Source organism: Thermoflexus hugenholtzii JAD2, assembly GCF_900187885.1.
Lineage (GTDB): Bacteria > Chloroflexota > Anaerolineae > Thermoflexales > Thermoflexaceae > Thermoflexus > Thermoflexus hugenholtzii.
In genome coordinates, this window is record NZ_FYEK01000027.1 from 217,206 (window position 1) to 233,281 (window position 16,076).

The window sequence follows — 16,076 nt, forward strand, 5'->3', positions numbered from 1 at the left end:
TTTCCCCTATCTCCCGCGCTGGGCGGGAGACCTTATCGAGGGCTTGTTATATTGTTATAGGACGCCCGGCCTTCCGGGAAATCCCGGCTTCCCGCTCCGGCGCATTGCAGGCAAAACGCCTCAAAGCGGGTAAGATCGTGCTTAGCCTGCATTCAGGAGGGGTGGGATCATGTGGAGCCTCCTGTTCAACATCCTGCTCATCCTTCTCAGCGTCCTGGTTTTGTGGGGAGGCGCGGTCTGGATCGTGGAATCCGCGGCGCGCATCGCCCGGCGTCTGGGGTTGTCCGACCTGGTCATCGGCCTGACAGTGGTGGCCATCGGCACCTCATCTCCGGAATTCGCCGTCACGGTAGGCGCTGCCCTGAAGGGCCAGGGAGATATCTCCGTCGGTAACGTGATCGGCTCGAACATTTTCAATCTTGGGTTCATTCTCGGAGGCGTGGCCATGGTGAGGGCCATCGCCACATCCCGCACCATGGTCATGCGGGACGGCGGGGTGCTCATTGCCATCACTCTGTTGCTGCTGCTTTTCTTTCTTGACCTGCACATCGCCCGATGGGAGGGGATGATTCTGCTGGCCTTGCTTGTCCTCTACATCGGATCCCTGTTGTATTTCCGAGAAGCGATTGAAGATGCTCCTCCTGGTGAGTTTCGCTGGTATGAGGTCCCTCGCCTGTTGATCGGACTGGCGCTGGTGATCGGAGGGGGACATTTCATGGTGGAAGCGGCGGTTGCCTTGGCCCGGATGGTCGGGATCTCCGAGTGGGCGATCGGCGTGACGATCGTGGCGGCAGGCACCTCAGCGCCGGAGTTCGCCACTTCTCTGGTGGCTGTCCTCCGCGGCCGGCATGGGATCTCCGCTGGCAACCTGATTGGCAGCGACATCTTCAACCTGCTGGGAGTCCTGGGCCTGGCCGCTACCATCCGTCCGATGACGGTGGACCCCAGCGTCTACAGCAGCTTATGGATGCTGGCCGGCATGGTGGCGCTGGTAGTCATCTTTCTGATGCGAACGGGCTGGTCGCTTTCCCGCTGGGAGGGCGCGCTCCTTGTGCTAATTAATTTGATCAGGTGGGTTCTGGATTTTCGCAGCTGAAAACCATTACCAACACATTGCGATGGATACGAGACAGGGGCGTTGAGCTCAGAGTGCGGGGACTTCAGGTTGAGTCCCGGAAAAGCGAGGCCGGGGCGGTGGGGGGGACCAGGATGCGCAGGGAGCGGGGGACGACTTCGAAGACCATAGGGGTGTGGCCGATGGGCTCCCCGTCCACCTGCACCGGGACCACCGGCCGGGTTTCGACCAGGACTTGGCGCCCGGTGAAGAACTTGACGGCCGGATCCTGGAGATGGCGTCCCCCGAACACGTTGATGAAGTGTCGCAGGGCCCACGGCAGCCCCATCCCCCGGAACACACAGATGTTGAGGTATCCGTCGTCCAACAGCGCCTGGGGGGCGATGCGGACCAGCCCGCCATACAGCTGGGCGTTGGCCACCAGCACCACCAGGGTGCGGCCCCGGATCCGGCGACGGCCGTCGATGAACACGGTGGCCCGCATGGCCGGGAAATCCCGGGCGATGAGGGCGGCGGCGATCAGGTAGGCCAGGGCCCCCAGGCGCTTGGTGCCCCGGTCCCGGGGCTCCATCTGTTGCGCCACCTGGGCATCCAGCCCGATGCCGGCCCAGAGCAGGAAGTAGCGCCCGTTCGCCCGTCCGACATCGATGAGGTGGATCCGCGCGGCCTCCAGGAGCTGGGCGGCCACCTGGACGCGTAATGGATGCACCAGGGGATAGGTGGGCAGGCCCAGCTGCCGGGCCCACACGTTCCCCGTTCCCACGGGCAGCACCCCCAGGGCGCTGGGCAACCCCACCAGGCCGTTGGCTACTTCGTTCACCGTGCCGTCTCCGCCGGCGGCCACCACCCAGTCGAACCCCTCCAGGGCGGCCTCATGGGCGAGCTCCGTGGCCATCCCGGGACGCTCGGTGATCCGTATGATCACGGACCATCCCCGGCCCTCCCATCTGCGCGCGACCGCCTGGATCTCCCGGGTCATCTCCCGGGGGCCTGCGGCCGGGTTGTAGATGATCATCACCCGTCGAGGCGGCTGCATCCGGGATCTCCCATCGAATTCGCCGAATGAATTCGGCCTTGGGAGGCCTTCGGCCAACGGTCGGCCTGCGCCGACCGAAAAACATCTTTTGCGTCGGCGGAGGCCGACGCTTAGCGCACAGCGCCTATAGAGGCCGATTTCAATCGGCGTGAAAGCCTTTGCGGCGGGGGCGGTTGCGCCGCCCCGGCGGCGCGGGCGCGACGGGGGTTTCGGAATCCGGCTCCTCCTCCGGCTGCTCCAGCTCCACCAGGTGCCGGATCCGCGCCTCCGGCGGGGTCTCCGCCAGCCCGATCACCCGCAATTGCTCCCGCAGCTCGAAGATCTGGTCTCGCAGGGCGGCGGCTTTTTCGAACTCCAGGGCCTGGGCAGCCCGCTTCATCTCCTTCTCCAGGGCGCGGATCAGCCGCTGCAGCTCCTCCTTCGGCATCGCCGGCGGCCGTCCGGCCGTCCCGGCCTCCTCTGCCACCATCTCCCGAACCCGATCCGTGAGGTCCCGCACCGCCTTCACGATGGAGCGGGGCTCGATGCCGTGGGCGCGATTGTAAGCCTCCTGGATCGCCCGCCGCCGGTTGGTCTCCTCGATGGCCCGGCGCATGGATTCGGTGATCCGGTCGGCGTAGAGGATGGCCGTCCCGTTCACATGGCGGGCCGCCCGCCCGATGGTCTGGATCAGCGCCGTCTCGCTGCGCAGGAAACCCTCCTGGTCCGCGTCCAGCACTGCCACCAGAGAGACCTCGGGGAGGTCCAGCCCCTCCCGCAGCAGGTTGATCCCCACCACCACATCGTAAACCCCCAGGCGGAGATCCCGGAGGATCTCCACGCGCTCCAGGGTGTCGATGTCCGCGTGCAGGTAGTGGGTGCGGATGCCCATCTCGTTGAGGTAATCCGAGAGCTCCTCGGCCAGGCGCTTGGTCAGGGTGGTGACCAAGGCTCGTTCCCCCCGGGCGACGCGCCGGCGGATCTCGCCGATGAGATCCTCGATCTGTCCTTTCGTCGGGCGCACCTCCACCACCGGGTCCAGGATGCCGGTGGGCCGGATCAGTTGCTCGACGACCTGCTCGGATTTCTCCAGCTCATATGGGCCCGGGGTAGCGGACATGAAGATCACCTGGCGGACCCGCCCTTCGAACTCCTCGAAGGTGAGGGGCCGGTTGTCCAGGGCTGAGGGGAGGCGGAAGCCGTATTCCACCAGCGTCTCCTTGCGGGAGCGATCCCCGTGATACATCCCCCGCAGCTGAGGGATGGTCATATGGGACTCGTCGATCACCACCAGGAAATCGTCGGGGAAGTAATCCAGCAGCGTCCACGGAGGCTCCCCCGGGGCCCGTCCGTCCAGGTGCCGGGAGTAGTTCTCGATGCCGTGGCAGTAGCCCACCTCCCGCAGCATCTCCAGGTCATAGAGGGTGCGCTGGCGGAGCCGCTCGGCCTCCAGGAGCTTGCCCTGGGCCCGCAGCTCCTCCAAGCGCTGGTGGAGCTCCTGTTCGATGGAAGCGATGGCCCGACGCAGCTTCTCCTCGGGGGTGACGAAGTGCTTGGCCGGGTAGATCTCCACCGTCTCGTGCAGGCGGAGCACCTCCCCGGTCAGGGGGTCGAACTCCACCAGGCGGTCGATCTCATCCCCCCAGAACTCGATGCGGATGGCCGTGTCCTGATAAGCGGGAAACACGTCCACCGTGTCCCCCCGCACCCGGAAGGTTCCCCGCCGGAAGTCGATGTCATTGCGCGTATACTGGATGTCCACCAGATGCCGCAGCAGGTTGTCCCGACGGCGGACCTGTCCGCGCTGCAGGCGGACGACTACCTGGCCCCAGTCATGGGGGTTGCCGATACCGTAGATGCAGGAGACGGAGGCCACGATGATCACGTCGCGTCGGGTGAAGAGGGCCTGGGTGGCCGCCAGGCGCAGCCGCTCGATCTCCTCGTTGATGCTGGTCTCCTTCTCGATGTAGGTGTCCGTCTGGGGGATGTAGGCCTCCGGCTGGTAGTAATCGTAGTAGCTGACGAAATACTCCACCGCGTTGCGGGGGAAGAACTCCCGGAACTCGGCGTAGAGCTGGGCGGCCAGGGTTTTGTTGTGGCTGATGACCAGGGTGGGCTTCTGAACCCGGGCGATGACGTGGGCGATGGTGAAGGTCTTGCCGGTGCCCGTGGCTCCCAACAACGTCTGGTAGCGATAGCCCCGGCGCAGGCCCTCCACCAGCTTCTCGATGGCCTGCGGCTGATCCCCTGTGGGCTCGAAAGGCGCCACCAGCTCAAAGCGTGTCATCCCCGCTCCTTTTCAATCTGTAGACCGAAATTCATTTCGACCACAAACTGCAGGAAGCCGTGACCCCGCGTCATCGAAGACAAAGGTTCGAGGCGAAAGCCTCTCCCACACAAAGCTCATCCTTCGCTCCCTAATTACGCCACCAAATCCGTCGCCCCTCATTGGGGCGGGCGCTTCTTTTATCGGGAAGCATAGCGGGCCGCCAGAACCGCGAGCACGAAGCGGGGCAAGGCGAGCATCCGCCGCCACCGCCACGGCTGGCGGATCAGCCGGTAGAGCCACTCCAGGCCGGCCTCCCGCATCCAGCGAGGGGCCCGGGGCACGACGCCGGCGATGAAATCAAAGGCCCCGCCGACCCCCATGGCGACCGGGATCCGGAGCGCCGGCTGGTGACGGGCGATCCAGAGATCCTGTTGTGGGGCCCCGTATGCGACGAAGAGGAGATCCGGTCGGGCCTCCTGCAGGCGCTCCCGGATCGCCGGGGCCTCCTCCGGCCGGGGGGAGCCCGCGAAGGTCCCGGCGAGGACCCAGCCCGGATAGCGGGCCTGCAGGACCTTCGCCGCGCGCTCCGCAACCCCTTCCGCGGCGCCCAGCAGGAACACCCGCCATCCCCGCTCCGCGGCCCGGGCGATCAGGGCCTCCATCAGATCCACTCCCGCCACCCGCTCCCGTAGGGGCTGTCCCAGCATCCTCCCGGCCCAGAGCAACCCGACGCCGTCCGGGACGTTCAGGCTGGATCCCTCCAGGACCCGGAAGAAGTCCGGGTTCCGACGGGCGTGCATGATGAACTCCGGGTTCACGGTGCAGACCTGATGTGACCCTCCCTCGGCGATGAAGGCCTCCACGAGCTCTAAGGCTTCGGCCAGGGTAACATCGTGCACCCGGACACTTAGGATGCGTCGGACCGGCGGCTGGATCATACCACGGATCCCGAGATGTGCCCTGGAAGTCCATCGGGTCCTGGCTTCGGATGATCTCCCCGAGATTATTATGACGCGGAGTCGCGGGGACGCGGCACGCCGCTCCGGCAGGGCCTTCGGGTCTCTCTGGATGCGGGGCAGATGAGGGCTTGGGGGATCCGTTCCCGGGCCATGTTCCGGATAAGCATCCTGAGGGCAATCCGGCGGGTCGCCCCCCTATCCGGCGATCCGCCAGGGGGCGGTGTAGACGTTCGCGCCCTCCGGGCGTAGGAAGCCGACCACCGTCATCCCGGCGGCGTGGGCCAGCTCCAGCGTCAGGCTGGAGGGGGCACCGAGGGCCGCCAGGATGGGGATGCCCGCCCGCAGCGTTTTCTGGGCGATCTCGAACCCGGCCCGTCCGCTCACCAGCATGATGGCGTGGGAGAGGGGGATCCGCCCGGCCCGCAGCGCCGCCCCGATGACCTTGTCCACCGCGTTGTGTCGCCCCACGTCCTCCCGCACCCAGAGCAGCTCGCCCGCCGGGTCGAAGATCGCCGCCGCATGCAGCCCACCGGTCCGATGGAAAAGGCGCTGGGCCTCGCGCATCCGCCGCGGCAGATCCACAAGGAGCGAGAGCGGGATCACCGGCTCATCCTCCGGCAGCGGGGGATAGCCCTGGACGAACACCGCTTCAACGGCCGCTTTCCCGCATACCCCGCAGCTGCTGGTCATATAGAAGTGACGGGTCAGCCGCTGCCGGTCAATCCCATGATCCGGAGGGAGCACAACCCGGACGGTGTGAGGGGCCGGGCGCTCCGAGGACAGCCCCGCGCGGATCCATCGAGGATCGTCGATCAGACCCTCCGTGTAGAGAAAGCCCAGGGCCAGGTCCTCATCGTCCCCCGGGGTCCGCATCGTGACCGCAACGGGGAGGACCTCCGCGCCTTCCGCATTGGGGAGGGCGATCTGGATCTCCAGGGGCTCCTCTGCGATCACGGCGTCTTCCTGTCGCTCCCGTCGCCCCGGGCGCAGGCCGGTGACCGGCCACGGCTTCCACATCCCGTTCCGCTCCATAGGTCCATCCTTTCCCGCGTCGCGGTCAGGAACTTGCATCCCCGTTCGCGCGCTCCACAAAGGCGAAGAGCCCTTTGTAAGCGGGGATGCCGGCCAGAGGCGAGCGGGCCTCGGGGGCCGCTAAGGCGTTCCCCTCGGGCCAGTGCACCTGAAGGGTGCCGGGCTTCACGTCGGCCAGGAAGACCCGGCCCCGCAGCTCCCCATGGGCGTTCCAGAGCCGGACGGGGTCCCCGGGCCGCAATCCCAATCGCGCTGCGTCGGCTGGATGCATCAGCACCGCGTCCCGCGGGAGGCCGTTGATGGGATCGATGTCCTCGTGGATCATGCTGTTGAACTGCTTCCCGCGCCGGGTGGCCACCCGGAACGCCCCCTCCGGGATGGATGTCCGCGGCAGCGGCACCGCCTTGAAGTGGGCCTTCCCATCCGGGGTGGGGAACTGCCAGCCGGCGCAAAGCAGCGGCCCACCATACTGGAACTGATCCCCTTTCTTCCGCAGATGCTGGATCCCGTCATACATCGGGATCACCCGGGCGATCTCCTCCCGGATGGCCTGGGTATCCGGGAAGCGAACCCGTTCGGCGAGCTCCGGCCGGACGCGGGCGGCCAGCTCTCCGAAGACCCACCATTCGGGACGGGCCTCGCCGATCCGCGGCCCCGGGATCTCCGGGCTGAAGATCACGCGGCGTTCGGTGGTGGTCTCGGTCACCCCACCCGGGCCTTCATAGCGGGTGGTCGCCGGGAGCAGGATCACCGCCTCCCCGGGTTCGAAGAACATCGGGGGCGAGAGCACGATGTCCATGTGCACCCGCAGGGGGATCCGCTCCAGGGCCTCGCGGACGAAATCGGGATCCGGCAGCACCTCATGGAAGTTGCCGCCCACGCTGAAGAGGAGGTCCAGCTCCCCGCGATGGGCCGCCTCGATCATCTCCGGAGCGGTGAGGCCGCGCGTGGCGGGGACCTCGAAGCCGTAGAGCGCGGAGAGGCGGCGGGCGTTCTCTTCGTTGATGGGGAGGCCGCCCGGGAAGGCAGTGGCGTAAGCGCCCATCTCCGCTCCGCCCTGGACCCCCGAGTGGCCCCGGATGGGCATCAGGCCGCATCCTTCCCGGCCGACGAAGCCCTTCATCAGGGCCAGGTTGATGATGGCGTGGACGTTGTCCTCGCCGTGGGTGTGCTGGGTGATCCCCATGCTCCAGACGAAAACCGCACGGTCCGCCTCCGCAACCATGCGGGCGAACTCCCTCATCTCCTCCCGGGAGAGCCCCGCACCCTCCTCCAGCTCCTCCCAAGAGAGACCCTGCAACATCGCCCGCAGCTCCTCGAAGCCTGCGGTGTGGTTGCGGATGAACGCCTCATCCATCCACCCCTGTTCGATCATGTGTTTGATCGCCCCGTGGATGAAGGCGATGTCGCCGCCCACCCGGACCTGGAAGAAGCGGTCGGTGATGCGGGTGCCGAAGAGGGCGCTCTCCAGGTCCGAGGGGACCCAGTAGCGCTCCATAGCCGGTTCCCGGTAGGGGTTGACCAGAGCCACACGGGTCCCGGCCTTGCGGGCGTAGTAGAGGTATTTCATCATCACCGGCTGGTTGTTGGCCACGTTGGAGCCGAAGAAGACGATGAGGTCGGTCCCGATGAGGTCGGTGTAGGAACACGTGGTGGCGGCCACGCCCAGGGCGGCCTTGAGGGCGAGGGTGCTCGGGGCATGGCAGATCCGGGCGGCGTTGTCGATGGAGTTGGTCCCCATGGCCCGCACGGCCTTCTGGGCCACGTAATAGGCCTCGTTGGGAAGGCCCCGACTCGTGAGGTAGAAGCCCAGGCGCTTCGGGGAGGTGCTGCGGATGAAGGCGGCCATGAGGTCCAGCGCCTCCTCCCAGGAGATCCGGCGGAAGCCCTGCTCGCCCCGGCGTCGGATCATCGGGTAGGGCAGCCGGCCCAGCGCCCGCAACGCCCGCGCGGATCGGGATCGCAGGGCCTCCACATCCGCCAGCAGCCGGACGTCCAGCGGAGGCATGGTGTTGAGGCGGAGCAGGCGGAGGCGGATGTTGCAGAGGTGGATCCCGGTGATGGTCCAGTCGCGCATCCCGATGGTGCCCAGGGCGCAGCCGTCGCACACCCCGTCATTCAAAACGCGCCAGGCGTAGCCCAGCCGGCCCCGGTTCTCCCAAATGGCCCGCAGGATCTCTAGGTAGTTGTTCGGGCGCTGCTCCCCGATCCCCAGCGGCTTCCAGCTGGCCCACAAGGATGGCATCGGCCGCCGGGCCGGCCATCGCACCGCTTTCCGCACCCCTCCCATCGCTGGCCCCTCCGGGGGTGAGCTTAGAGAGCCGGGGTGGAGCGGGGGAAACGCGCGAAGGCCCGGCCCCGCATTTCATTATACGTCGTGATCCAAAATGGGCCGCATTCGGATGAGGGGTGCGCCCGGCTACGGCGTTCGGACCCACGCCCGAGCGAGGGACTCCAGCGGGATGCCCAGCCAGGGGGCGGCGAGAAGCAGGAGCAGCTCAGCGGTCCACCAGGCGATCCCGAACCCGATGGCAGCGCGCGGCATAGGGCGCAGCGGACGGTCCGAAGGCTCCCGGGCCAGCAGGTTGCGCAACAGCGCCCATCCCAGCAGCCCGGGCAGGCCGATCAGCCCCAGGGCCAGGAGGGGATGGGCCGGCAGCAGCAGCCGGGTCATCGCCCATCGCGCCGCGAACCCCGGGAACGGCGGCGCGTCGAGCATCGCCAGGCCGCTGCCCAGCAACAGTCCGATCACCCACGGGCCCTGCGCCATCGAGACCCGGCCGGGCTCCGTGGTGCCGGCTATGCGCCGGTAAGCGGCCAGGGCGAAGGCCATGCCCAGCAGCGGCACCACCCGCACCCAGAGCGCCCAGGCGCTGAGCTGGATCCCGGGTTCCGTCCCCAGGCTGAGGGCCAGCCAAGCCAGCCCGCTGGACGCCAGCCAGCTATAGCCTCCGATGGCTCCCCAGCCCCGCTCCGCCAGGGCCAGGAGGGCGCTGCTGCCCATCATCAGCACCCCGAGGGCCTGCAGGACGATCCCCCACCCCGGAAGGCGGGGGAGCCAGGGGAACTCTTGGGCCCACGCCGCCAGCCAGAACCAGGTCCCGTAGTGGATCAGGAGGACGGTGAAAGCGGCGCCGATGGGAGCGCCCTCCGCGAACAGCATCGGTACCCAGCGATGCGCTGGCCACACGCCCAGCCAGAGGACCATGGCGGCTCCGATTAGCGTGAAGGCGATGGTGGGCCAGAGGGGCTGGCCGGGGTTGAGGACGGCCTGCTCCGCCGCCCAGGCCGCGGTGGTCCAGGCCAGGAAGCCCAGGCTGGCGGCGATGAGATACTGGGCGGCCCCCTCCATGCCGTGTCCTTCCCCCAGGAGCGTAAGCGTCAGCAGGAGGGCGGCGGCGCCGATGAAGAAGGCTCCCAGGCTGATGGGACGGGTGAGGAGGCCCAGGGCCCACAGCCCTCCGGCGGCCAGGCCGATGGGATACAGACGGCGCTCGAACCGGAAAGGCCACGCGCTCAGGAACAGCAATGCGGCGCTTCCCCACAGCGTGCTCAGGGCCCAGCGATCCGTCGCCGTCAGGCGCAGGGATCGCCCCAGGAGGACCACCGGGGGGCCCAGGGTGCTCGAATCCGCTGAAAGGGCCGCCGGGGGCCAGGGGACCGCCCAGAGAAGCGCCACGATGCCCAGGGCTGCGCCCGCCGCGAGCGGGGCGGCCAGGGGCGTCCGCCGGAGCGGATACACCAGCGGGGCGGCCAGGAAAGGGATCGCCAGCACGAGGAGCAACGGGATGTTCATGCAGAGGCCTCCTGGCGCACCAGGGTGAGGGCGGCGGTGAGGAAGGCGATCACCAGGTTCATCCCCGCCATCAGCCCGATGGCCAGCAGGCTGTCCTGAACGGAGAAATAGAAAAGCCCGTAGCCGCTGAACATCGTGAGGATCCCCAGGCCAACCTGCAGCGGAGAACGGCCCAGCGTGGCGATCAGCAATCCGATCCCGATGAGGGTATAGGTGGTGATCAGGATGGGAGCGGGCGCGATGGGGATCGGGAAGCGGGCAGCGAGGATCCGGGCCAGGTAATGGAAGAAAAGGGCCGCCAGAGCCCGGAAGCGCCAGTGGACCGGCGGACGGGAGGTCAGGGTCTTCGGAGCCGCCTTCCGGGCCTGCCAGCCGGTCAGATAGAGCAACAGGGCCAGCAGGGCGCTGGTGAGGACCTGGATGCTTGCCAGCTGGCCGGGCACCCCGGGGGTCTGTTGCAGCAGCCAGCCGCCCCCCGCGCCCATCAATGCCCAGGCCAGAAGCCAGCCCCGCCAATCCTCCAGCGTCAGCACGAGGGCGGCCAGCCCTGTGATGAGCAGGATCATGAGCTCGGAAAGGATCTCCTCACCGATCACGCTGTCCTCTCCGCACCGGGATGAACCAGGGAAATGGCCCCTTTCATTCAGGGCGCGTCGCCCGGCAGGGACCGAACGCCTATACTATAACCCAGGTTGGCCGCCGCATGCCGGCGGGCCTATCCCACTTCAGGAGCCACGCATGGCCCGTAAAGCGAACACGCAGAGCGCTCTCCGTTCGTCAGGACGTCGATGGGCGGTCCCGGGTCCGCACACCATCGCCCGGGAGGTGCTGCCCAATGGGATCGTCGTGCTGGCCTATGAGAACTTCAGCAGTCCTTCGGTGGTGGTCTCTGGCCTTCTTTGGGCCGGAGCTCTGGACGATCCTCCCGATCGGATCGGTCTGGCGTCGTTCACCGCGGAGGCGCTCACCCGGGGTACATCTCATCGCACCTTCCACGAGATCTATGAGGCCATCGAATCCGTCGGGGCCAGCCTGGAGATCGGGGCCGGCTATCACACCACCGGCTTCACCCTGAAGGCCCTGGCGGAGGATCTGCCCGCCATGCTGGAGATCCTGGCCGATGTCCTGCGGAACCCCACCTTCCCCGAGGAGGGGGTGGAGAAGGTGCGAGGGGAGATCCTCACGGATCTGCAGGAGCGGGAGCACGACACCCGGCGGATGGCCGGACTGCGCTTCCGGGAGACCTTGTTTCAGGGTCATCCTTACGGACGGAGCGTGGATGGATACCCGGAGACCGTGCAGGCGATCACGCGGGAGGATCTGCTCGCCTTCCATCGCACCTTTTACCATCCGGCCCGGATGATCGTGGCTGTGGTCGGGGCCATCCGGGCGGAGGAGGCGGTCCGGGCCGTGCAGGCGGTTCTGGGGGATTGGGAGGCCCGTCGGCCTGAGCCGCCCCCTCTGCCGCCGGCCGCCCCGCCGGCGCGTTGGATCTACGTGCATACCCCGATCCCCGGCAAGACCCAGGTGGATCTGGTGATGGGCACCGTGGGACTCGCCCGCAAGGATCCCGAGTATTACGCCGCTGCCCTGGCCAACTCCATCCTGGGGGTGTTCGGGATGATGGGGCGGCTGGGGGACCACGTGCGGGATCGGGATGGGCTGGCCTACTACGTCTACAGCCGGCTCGACGCCGGGCTGGCCCCCGGTCCGTGGAGCGTCATCGCCGGGGTGGCTCCGGAACATCTCCCCCGGGCGATCCAGGGGATCCGCACGGAGATCCGCCGGATGCAGGAGCGGCGCGTTCCGGCCCGGGAACTCGAGGAGAACAAGTCTTTCCTGATCGGCTCCTTGCCCCTCCGGCTGGAGACCAATGAGGGGATCGCCGGGGCGCTGGTAGATATGGAGCTGTTCGAGCTGGGCCTGGATTACCTGGAGCGTTTCCCGGAGATCATCCGCAGCATCACCGCCGCGGAGGTCCAGGCCGTCGTGCGCAAATACCTGGATCCGGACCGCATGGTCCTCTCCACCGCAGGCCCGGAGCCGGCCCCGCCGATGCCTCAGGAGGGCGCCCCTTAAACGTGCGCAGGAGGATTTCGGCCAAAAGACCGACAAGGAAGGAGAGGATGTTGGCTTTACGAACGGAGTCAGGAGGAAGCGATGCCGGCAGAGGTCTACATCGAAGTGGTGGCCCTGGCCGACGAGGCGGTCTGGCTGGTGCAAACCCCCTCCGGGGACTGGAGCCTGCCGGGAGGTCCGCTGGAGGAAGGGGAGGAGCCCGCCCACGGTGCCCGGCGGTGGATCGCCCGCATGGCCGGCGTAGCGGTCGAGGAGCCGGTGATCTTGGAGGCAACCTCCCGGCATGAGGGGGAACGCTGGCGACTGATCCTGCGCTACGCCTGCCGGCTGACCCAGGAGCCCCGCCCGGACCCCACGCTTCCCGGATCCGGGTTGTTCCACATCGAGCATCTCCCTCCGCTGGCCCCGGACCAGCGGGCCGCCATCTACCGCGCCCTGCAAGTCCTCTGAGTCCGGTCCCACACCGGGAGGATCCTGAGCAGTTGTCCTGCAAAGCGGCCGGGTCCGGCGAAATGGAGGCCCACCCCTGCCCCGATTTGACAGGGCCTTTCGCGTTGGGTAAAATTTCCATCGGTTTGGAAAATCATTTTCTCCAGAGAGCGTTTTCAAATGCGACGGAAGCGGGAGCGGCTGGAGGCGATGCTGGAGGGCCTGCGGGCGTCCGGGCTGCGGTTGACGCCCCAGCGGGTGGCTATCTGCGAGGTGCTGGCGACCAGCCGGAGCCATCCCACCGCCTATGAGATCCACCGCCGGTTGCGCCGGCGGTTCCCCACCATGAGCCTGGCTACGGTTTACAAAACCCTGGACGCCCTGGTTCGCCTGGGCCTGGTCAGCGCCCTGGGCGACGCCGGGGACGGGATGGTGCATTACGATGGGGACACGGAGCCCCACATCAATCTGGTCTGTCTCTCCTGCCATCGGGTGCAGGACCTCGAGGGCGTGGCGGTGCGAGCGCTGCATCGGACGGTGGCCGCCCGCTCCGGCTATGCCCTGAAGGGCGCCCGCCTGGTGTATTACGGCCTGTGCCCGGAGTGCCAGCGCAAAGCGCAGACTGTTGCATCCCCGGAGGCGTAAGCGATGGTGCAGAGGATCCGCCGCTGGGTGCTGGAGGAGCGCCGGCTTGAATTCCCCCTGGTCGGAGTGACCCTTGCCGCCCTCCTCGGAGGGCTGCTCTCCCGTTTCCTGGCTCCGTCCCTGGCGGGGGTTTTCTGGGCCATCGCCTATTTCGCCGGGGGCTTCTACGGCGTGATCGATGGGGCGGTGGCGTTGCGGAACCGGCGGCTCGATGTCAACCTGCTGATGCTTCTCTCCGCCCTGGGAGCGGCCTTCATCGACCACGCCGAGGAGGGCGCCACACTGCTTTTCCTCTTCTCCCTCTCCAACGCCCTGCAGACCATGGCCCTGGAGCGGACCCGCCAGGCCATCCGCGAGTTGCTGGACCTGCGCCCGGCGATGGCCCGCCGCCTGCGGGAAGGGCGGGAGGAGCAGATCCCCGTGGAGGAGATCCGGGTCGGGGACCGCCTGCTGGTCCGACCCGGGGAGCGGATCCCGGCGGATGGGCAGGTGGTGGCCGGGTTCTCCGCCATCGATGAATCCATGCTCACCGGCGAGTCCATCCCGGTCCCCAAAGGGCCCGGAGACCCGGTCTTCGAGGGCACGCTGAACGGCTATGGGGCCCTGGAGATCGAGGTGACATGCCCGGCTTCGGACACGATGCTCACACGTATCATCCGGCTGGTGGAGGAGGCCCAGGCCCAGCGGGCTCGCACCCAGCAGGCCATCGATCGGTTCGAGCAGCGCTACGCCTGGGCGGTGCTGGGCGGGGCGGCCCTCACCCTTCTCCTCTCCGGGCTGTTCGGGGAGCCCTTCGATCGATCCTTCTATCGCGCGATGACCTTGCTGGTGGTGGCCTCGCCTTGCGCGCTGGTGATCAGCACGCCGGCGGCTTTCCTCTCGGCCATCGCCGCCGGAGCCCGCCGGGGGTTGTTGTTCAAGGGCGGGATGGCCCTGGAGGCCCTGGCCCGCGTGCGGGTGGTGGCGATGGATAAAACCGGGACGCTGACGGAGAACCGGGTGGCCGTGCAGGCCATCCACGCCCTGGACGGGACGGGGCCGGACCAGGTGCTGGGGCTCGCGGCGGCGGTGGAGGCCCGCTCGGAGCATCCCATCGCCCGGGCGATTCTCGAGGAGGCCCGCGCCCGGGGTCTCTCCCTGCCTGAGATCCGGGAGGTGGAAGCCCGCCCGGGCCTGGGCGTGATCGGGCGGCGGAATGGGGATCGGATCTGGGTGGGCTCCCCGCGCCTGTTCCAGCAAGAGGGCATCGCCCTGCCCCCGGAGGTCCACGCACATCTCAAGGCGGCGGAGCAGGCCGGCCGCACCGCCCTGTTGGTCTACGATGGACGCTGGCGGGGGGTGATCGAGGTCGCGGATCGCGTGCGTCCGGAGGCGGTCGAGGCGGTGCGGGCGCTGCGACGGCTGGGGGTCGAAGTGGCGATGCTGACCGGGGATCATCCCGCTGTCGCTCGGGCTGTGGCCGGGACGGTGGGCATCGCCCGCTTCGAGGCCGGGCTCCTGCCGGAGGAGAAGCTGGAGCGGATCCGGGCCCTGGCCCGCGAGATCGGGCCGGTGGCGATGGTGGGCGATGGGGTCAACGATGCGCCCGCGCTGGCCGCCGCCTCCGTCGGGATCGCTATGGGGCGGATGGGCAGCGACGTGGCCATCGAGTCCGCCGATGTGGTCCTGCTGCAAGACGACCTGCGGCGGGTGGCGGAGGCCATCGCCCTGGCCCGCGCCGCCATGCGGACGGTGTGGCAGAACCTGGCCTTCGCCAGCGGGGTGATCGCCCTCCTGGTCCTGCTCACCTTCGGCGTCGGGCTTCCGTTGCCCTTAGCAGTGGTGGGACATGAGGGAAGCACCTTGGTAGTGGTTCTTAACGGCTTGCGGCTGCTGCGCTGGAAGGGGATGCCGGCTACGGACAGCGCCAGTCCTGCCGAAGGGAGCTTTCCCCAGGTGCCCAGCGGAGGATCCGCCATCCGCCTTCCCGGGCAGCCAGCCGATAGATCTCACCCGGGTAGGTGACGATCCGCTCCGCCCTCGCCGTCCGCCCCGGGGGACAGTTGAGCGTGGCCACATAGGTCCACGTCTCTTCGGTCCGCACCTCCAGAAGGTCGGGTCCGGGGCGGGCGGAGACGGTGCATGCGCCGATCTCCCATCGGACATCCGTGAGGGTGGCCCCGCTGGCCTGGGCGGCCTGTCGCAAGCGATCGGCTTGACGCCGAGCCTCAGGAGCGGCGTCTCCCCAGGCGGCGTTCAGCTGCTCCAGCGTCCCGCGGCCCAGCAGATAATCCTCCTGGGCATGGTTGGCCCGCTCGATGGTCTCCATCACCCCCGGGTCACACGCAAACGGTGAGGAGGTAGGGGAGGGCGATGGAGAAGGAGAAGGGACGGGCGATGGGGATGCCCGCGGGCTCGTCGGCGTAAGGGGCGCGGAGGGGATCCCGGTCGGCGAGGGGGATGGAGATGGAAACGGGACCGGCGTGGGATGGAAGGGGGCCGCGGGCGGTGCCGAGGCCGGGGTGGGGCTGATCAAATAGGGGTAAAGGAGGACCCCGTAGCCCACACTCAAAATGAGGAAGCTGAGGCCCAGGGGCAGCATCCGCCATCCCCATCCCGCAGGCGCAAAGGGGCTTCCGCGCCGTCCCCATGCGTAGAACAGCCCGAGGGTGAGAAGGCCCAGCGCGATCAGGCCGATGCCGATGATCCGTTCAGATCCCTGCATGGCCGGGGAGGATCCTCCGGCGATGATCCGTGCGCTTCGAAACCCGGTTCATCATGCATCCGGGTTCAGGGGA

12 protein-coding genes and 1 pseudogene are annotated in these 16,076 nt (G+C 68.0%); 5 read left to right on the plus strand and 8 right to left on the minus strand.

Annotated elements, in window-relative coordinates; translation table 11 throughout:
- The first annotated feature begins 169 nt into the window (after positions 1-169).
- The gene (locus tag CFB18_RS07235; protein ID WP_200808121.1) at positions 170-1,096 is read left to right on the plus strand and encodes a sodium:calcium antiporter; all 927 of its coding nucleotides are present in this window, start codon (positions 170-172) and stop codon (positions 1,094-1,096) included.
- Positions 1,097-1,160: 64 nt separating this feature from the next.
- Here the strand turns inward: CFB18_RS07235 and CFB18_RS07240 are convergent, their stop codons facing one another.
- The 7 genes and pseudogenes from CFB18_RS07240 to CFB18_RS07270 form a co-directional block, all read right to left on the minus strand.
- Positions 1,161-2,111, minus strand: coding sequence for a diacylglycerol/lipid kinase family protein (locus CFB18_RS07240; protein ID WP_088571131.1), 951 nt, complete (start codon positions 2,109-2,111; stop codon positions 1,161-1,163).
- Positions 2,112-2,412: 301 nt separating this feature from the next.
- Positions 2,413-4,377, minus strand: a pseudogene (gene uvrB, locus CFB18_RS07245) (excinuclease ABC subunit UvrB); the annotation flags it as partial.
- Positions 4,378-4,556: 179 nt separating this feature from the next.
- Positions 4,557-5,297 carry a WecB/TagA/CpsF family glycosyltransferase gene (locus tag CFB18_RS07250; protein WP_088571133.1) on the minus strand — a complete coding sequence of 247 codons (741 nt, stop codon included), beginning with the start codon at positions 5,295-5,297 and terminating at the stop codon, positions 4,557-4,559.
- 216 nt (positions 5,298-5,513) lie between these two features.
- Positions 5,514-6,350, minus strand: coding sequence for a formate dehydrogenase accessory sulfurtransferase FdhD (gene fdhD / locus CFB18_RS07255; protein WP_234977023.1), 837 nt, complete (start codon positions 6,348-6,350; stop codon positions 5,514-5,516).
- A 25-nt stretch (positions 6,351-6,375) separates the two neighbouring features.
- Complete coding sequence (locus tag CFB18_RS07260; protein WP_088571134.1) at positions 6,376-8,640, minus strand: FdhF/YdeP family oxidoreductase; 2,265 nt, start codon at positions 8,638-8,640, stop codon at positions 6,376-6,378.
- A 129-nt stretch (positions 8,641-8,769) separates the two neighbouring features.
- Complete coding sequence (locus CFB18_RS07265; protein ID WP_088571135.1) at positions 8,770-10,146, minus strand: hypothetical protein; 1,377 nt, start codon at positions 10,144-10,146, stop codon at positions 8,770-8,772.
- Positions 10,143-10,742: a hypothetical protein gene (locus CFB18_RS07270; protein ID WP_159461623.1), complete on the minus strand. Its 600-nt coding sequence runs from the start codon at positions 10,740-10,742 to the stop codon at positions 10,143-10,145. Before CFB18_RS07270 ends, CFB18_RS07265 begins: the two co-directional genes overlap by 4 nt.
- Before the next feature lie 142 nt (positions 10,743-10,884).
- On the opposite strand from CFB18_RS07270, the gene CFB18_RS07275 reads away from it, so the two are divergent.
- From CFB18_RS07275 to CFB18_RS07290, 4 genes are all read left to right on the plus strand, one after another.
- Positions 10,885-12,225, plus strand: a complete 1,341-nt coding sequence (locus CFB18_RS07275) for a M16 family metallopeptidase (RefSeq protein ID WP_159461624.1) — start codon at positions 10,885-10,887, stop codon at positions 12,223-12,225.
- Positions 12,226-12,306: 81 nt separating this feature from the next.
- Entirely contained in the window at positions 12,307-12,675 is a 369-nt protein-coding gene (locus CFB18_RS07280) for an NUDIX hydrolase (protein WP_088571138.1), read from the plus strand.
- Positions 12,676-12,834: 159 nt separating this feature from the next.
- Entirely contained in the window at positions 12,835-13,299 is a 465-nt protein-coding gene (locus CFB18_RS07285) for a Fur family transcriptional regulator (RefSeq protein ID WP_088571139.1), read from the plus strand.
- A 3-nt stretch (positions 13,300-13,302) separates the two neighbouring features.
- On the plus strand, positions 13,303-15,303 hold the full coding sequence (locus CFB18_RS07290) for a heavy metal translocating P-type ATPase (RefSeq protein ID WP_088571140.1): 2,001 nt from the start codon (positions 13,303-13,305) through the stop codon (positions 15,301-15,303).
- Here CFB18_RS07290 and CFB18_RS07295 read toward each other — a convergent pair.
- A complete protein-coding gene (locus CFB18_RS07295) occupies positions 15,194-16,003 on the minus strand; it encodes a hypothetical protein (protein WP_088571141.1) in 810 nt (269 codons plus the stop codon). The two genes, CFB18_RS07290 and CFB18_RS07295, sit on opposite strands and share 110 nt — an antisense overlap.
- Positions 16,004-16,076: the final 73 nt, after the last annotated feature.

Coding starts and splice junctions, on each gene's coding strand:
- CFB18_RS07235 (WP_200808121.1), top strand. CDS start 170: ATGTGGAGCCTCCTGTTCAACATCCTGCTCATCCTTCTCAGCGTCCTG.
- CFB18_RS07240 (WP_088571131.1), bottom strand. CDS start 2,111: ATGCAGCCGCCTCGACGGGTGATGATCATCTACAACCCGGCCGCAGGC.
- CFB18_RS07250 (WP_088571133.1), bottom strand. CDS start 5,297: ATGATCCAGCCGCCGGTCCGACGCATCCTAAGTGTCCGGGTGCACGAT.
- fdhD (WP_234977023.1), bottom strand. CDS start 6,350: ATGGAGCGGAACGGGATGTGGAAGCCGTGGCCGGTCACCGGCCTGCGC.
- CFB18_RS07260 (WP_088571134.1), bottom strand. CDS start 8,640: ATGGGAGGGGTGCGGAAAGCGGTGCGATGGCCGGCCCGGCGGCCGATG.
- CFB18_RS07265 (WP_088571135.1), bottom strand. CDS start 10,146: ATGAACATCCCGTTGCTCCTCGTGCTGGCGATCCCTTTCCTGGCCGCC.
- CFB18_RS07275 (WP_159461624.1), top strand. CDS start 10,885: ATGGCCCGTAAAGCGAACACGCAGAGCGCTCTCCGTTCGTCAGGACGT.
- CFB18_RS07280 (WP_088571138.1), top strand. CDS start 12,307: ATGCCGGCAGAGGTCTACATCGAAGTGGTGGCCCTGGCCGACGAGGCG.
- CFB18_RS07285 (WP_088571139.1), top strand. CDS start 12,835: ATGCGACGGAAGCGGGAGCGGCTGGAGGCGATGCTGGAGGGCCTGCGG.
- CFB18_RS07290 (WP_088571140.1), top strand. CDS start 13,303: ATGGTGCAGAGGATCCGCCGCTGGGTGCTGGAGGAGCGCCGGCTTGAA.
- CFB18_RS07295 (WP_088571141.1), bottom strand. CDS start 16,003: ATGCAGGGATCTGAACGGATCATCGGCATCGGCCTGATCGCGCTGGGC.